Here is a 3,710-nt window from a genome sequence, read left to right on the forward strand (position 1 = left end):
GGGCGTCACCAGTGCGGGGGCGGCGGGGCCGTCAGGCGGTCGGCCAGGCGGGACAGGCGGTCGCGGAAGCGGGGGCGGCGCCGGGGCGGCGGCCCCGCGTTCTCCCCGGCCGCCGCGCTGACCAGGTGCTGCACGGTGTCCAGGTCCAGCTCGGCGCCGTCCGGCACGGCCAGCGTCTCGTGCGCCATGGTCGTCAGCTCCCGCTCCCCGGTGCCCAGCGCCAGCACCGTCGCGCCGGCCCGGCGGGCGTCGTGCACCCGCTCCAGCAGCGGGGCGCCCGGGGCGTCGGGCGTCACCACGAGCAGGGTCTCCCCGCGCCGGGCCGCCGCCAGCCGCCCCAGCCCCACCGACAGGTGCGCCGGGTCCGACGGGCGCGCGGCGTGCCGGACCAGGGTGGGCGTCAGCTCCGGCGTCCCCGACCAGGCGGCCTCGTCCACCAGGTGCGCCGCCAGGTGCCACGGCTCGTGCTCGGCGGTGCCGACCAGCAGCAGCCCGCCCCCGTGCGGCACGACCGAGCCCCGCAGCGCCCCCGCGAACCGCCGGGTGGCCCCCAGCCACTCGGTCCCGGCGAGCACTTCCCGCAGCAGCGCGACCCGTACGGCGTCCATGCGCCCGCATCCTGCCGCAACCGGTGACGCGCGGCCCGGCGTTCGCCGGTGATTCGCCCGACCTGGGGACGGCGTTCAGGCCGGGACACCCCGACCGGTGGGACGTCCCGGCCGGACGTAGGGTCGGCCCATGACCTCTACCGACAGTGCTGCACAGAAGGCCCCCGCCAAGGACCCCTGGGACCTGCCCGACGTCTCCGGGCTCGTCGTCGGCGTGCTCGGCGGCACCGGCCCCCAGGGCAAGGGGCTCGCCTACCGCCTCGCCAAGGCCGGCCAGAAGGTGATCGTCGGCTCGCGCGCCGCGGAGCGCGCCCGGGCCGCCGCCGAGGAGATCGGGCACGGCGTCGAGGGCGCCGACAACGCCGAGACCGCCCGCCGCGGCGACGTCGTGATCGTCGCCGTGCCGTGGGAGGGCCACGGCGAGACCCTCGCGTCCCTGCGCGAGGAACTGGCCGGCAAGCTCGTCGTCGACTGCGTCAACCCGCTCGGCTTCGACAAGAAGGGCGCCTACGCGCTCAAGCCCGAGGAGGGCAGCGCCGCCGAGCAGGCCGCCGCCCTGCTGCCGGACAGCCGGGTCACGGCCGCCTTCCACCACCTCTCGGCGGTCCTCCTCCAGGACCCGGAGATCGACGAGATCGACACCGATGTGATGGTGCTGGGCGAGGTACGCGCCGACGTGGAGATCGTGCAGGCCCTCGCCGGCCGCATCCCCGGCATGCGCGGCGTCTTCGCCGGGCGGCTCCGGGGCGCCCACCAGGTCGAGTCGCTGGTCGCCAACCTGATCTCCGTCAACCGCCGCTACAAGGCACACGCCGGGCTCCGCGTCACGGACGTATGAGGCGATGGGGGACACTGGTGGGTGCCAGAAGTACCCGTGGTGCCCGTAGGAGCGGCACCCGCACGTGTCCCCCGACAGGAGCCCCCCTCATGCCCCGCCTCGCCCTCTACGCCCTGGCCGTCTGCGTACTCGCCGTGGTCGCAGCCGTCGTCTCCTTCGTGCGCGGCGGCGTGCTGATCGGCGTCGTGTGGGTCCTGCTGTCGGGCCTGTCGTCCAACATGTGCTGGTACTACCTCAAGCGCGGCAAGGCCGCCCGGCGCGAGTCCGTCACCGGCTGACCGGCGTACCGGCCGGCCGGCGTCAGGAGCCGGCCGAGCAGTACTCGTCGGTCTGCCAGAACCGGTACAGCTCGAAGCCGCAGTACGTGTCCGGCTCGCTGATCCCCAGCCCGCGCAGGACCGCGTCGATCGCGTCGAAGAACACCGCGTTGACCGACGGGATCCACAGCAGCGCGAACACGATCAGCAGGCCGAACGGCGCGAGCGGCTCCACCTGCCGCCGCACGTTGTACGACAGCCAGGGCTCGATCACCCCGTAGCCGTCCAGGCCCGGCACCGGCAGGAAGTTCAGGATCGCGGCCGTGACCTGGAGCAGCGCGAGGAAGGCCAGCGCGAGCCGGAAGTCGCGCGGCACGCCGTCCAGCGCGTCCAGCCAGAACGGGGCCGTGCACACCAGGGCGAACAGGACGTTCGTCAGCGGGCCCGCGGCCGAGATCAGACTGTGCCGCCAGCGGCCCCGGATCCGGCCCCGCTCGATGAAGACCGCACCGCCCGGCAGACCGATCCCCCCCATGATCACGAACACCACGGGGAGCACGATGCTCAGCAGGGCGTGCGTGTACTTCAGCGGGTTCAGCGTGAGATAGCCCTTCGCACCGACCGAGACGTCGCCGCCGTGCAGCGCGGTGCGCGCGTGCGCGTACTCGTGCAGGCACAGCGACACGATCCACGCGGCCGTCACGAACAGGAACACGGCCACGCCCGGCTGCTCGGCGAAGCCGGTCCAGGTGGCCCAGCCCGTGACCGCGGTGACGGCGGCGATCCCGACGAACACGGGACTGATCCGCCGGTCACTGGGGCGGGCGGTGGCGGTGGTCATGGGACTCCCTGGCTCTCGGACGGACGGCTCTCGGACACACGGTTCTCGGACACGCGGCACCGGCGGGGTTCCGGAGGACTGCCCGACCGACGCGGGACTGCCCGACCGTACCGGTCCGTGGCCGAAACGTCTCGCGACCGGTCGCCGGTTCCCGGCCCCGGCGCCGCGTCGGACAATCCCCGTGACCGGCTCGGGCGGCACCAGGGACAATGGGCCCGTGCGCTATCGCATCCTCGGCACCACACAGGCAACCCGCTCCGACGGCACCGTCGTCCCGGTCGGCGGGGCGCGGCTGCGCGCGCTGCTGACCGTGCTCGCCCTCAGGTCCGGCCGCACCGTGCCCGCCGGGCTGCTGGTGGAGGAGGTGTGGGACGGCGACCCGCCCGCCGACGCGCCGGGTGCGCTGCAGGCGCTGGTCGGACGGCTGCGCCGGGCGCTCGGCGCGGACGCGGTCGCCTCGGCCGACGGCGGCTACCGGCTCACCGCCTCCCCCGACGACGTCGACCTGCACCGCTTCGACCGGCTGGCCGGCGAGGGCACCCGCGCCCTCGCCGACGGCGACCCCGCCAAGGCGGCCTGCGTACTCGACGACGCCCTCGCCCTGTGGCGCGGCCCCGCCCTCGCCGACCTGCCCGACCGCACCGCCGAGGCGGCCCGCTGGGAGACCCGGCACCTGGACGTCCTGCGCGCCCGCCACACCGCCGCCCTCGACCTCGGGCAGGCCGAGTACTCCCTGCCCGAGCTCACCGCCCTGTGCGACGCCCATCCCCTGGACGAGCCGCTGCAGGCGCTGCGGCTGCGCGCCCTGCGCGACACCGGCCGCCCCGCCGAGGCGCTGGCCGCCTACGACGCCGTACGGCGGCTGCTCGCCGACCGGCTCGGCGTCGATCCGGGGCCGGAACTGCGGGAACTGCACAGGCGGTTGCTCAACCCCGCGGCCCCCGCGACCACCCACGCGGCCCCCGCGACGACCACCGCCGCCCCCGCGACCACCCCCGCCGCCCGCGCGGCGACGACCGTGCCCCCTGCGGCGATACCCGTGGAACCCGCGGCCCCGCCCGCGACGTCCATGCCCGCGACGTCCATGCCCGAGACGTCCACGCCCGAGACATCCCCGGCAACCGGTGACCCCGCGGCATCCCCGGCACCCGGTGACCCCGCGGCGT

At 75.6% G+C, this 3,710-nt stretch carries 5 protein-coding genes; 3 read left to right on the forward strand and 2 right to left on the reverse strand.

Annotation, left to right across the window (positions count from 1 at the left end; genetic code table 11):
• Window positions 1-5 precede the first annotated feature (5 nt).
• Window positions 6-608, reverse strand: a complete 603-nt coding sequence (locus KUM32_RS30680; protein WP_217145232.1) for a hypothetical protein — start codon at window positions 606-608, stop codon at window positions 6-8.
• Window positions 609-738: 130 nt separating this feature from the next.
• On the opposite strand from KUM32_RS30680, the gene npdG reads away from it, so the two are divergent.
• On the forward strand, window positions 739-1,446 hold the full coding sequence (gene npdG, locus KUM32_RS30685) for an NADPH-dependent F420 reductase (RefSeq protein ID WP_217145233.1): 708 nt from the start codon (window positions 739-741) through the stop codon (window positions 1,444-1,446).
• An 89-nt stretch (window positions 1,447-1,535) separates the two neighbouring features.
• Window positions 1,536-1,724, forward strand: a complete 189-nt coding sequence (locus KUM32_RS30690) for a hypothetical protein (RefSeq protein WP_217145234.1) — start codon at window positions 1,536-1,538, stop codon at window positions 1,722-1,724.
• A gap of 22 nt (window positions 1,725-1,746) precedes the next feature.
• Here KUM32_RS30690 and KUM32_RS30695 read toward each other — a convergent pair whose 3' ends face one another.
• A complete protein-coding gene (locus KUM32_RS30695) occupies window positions 1,747-2,544 on the reverse strand; it encodes a site-2 protease family protein (protein ID WP_217145235.1) in 798 nt (265 codons plus the stop codon).
• Window positions 2,545-2,761: 217 nt separating this feature from the next.
• Between KUM32_RS30695 and KUM32_RS30700 the strand changes: the two genes are divergently transcribed.
• On the forward strand, window positions 2,762-3,710 hold a 949-nt coding region (locus tag KUM32_RS30700), incomplete at its 3' end, for a BTAD domain-containing putative transcriptional regulator (protein ID WP_308408755.1).

This window comes from Streptomyces sp. AC627_RSS907 (assembly GCF_019049165.1).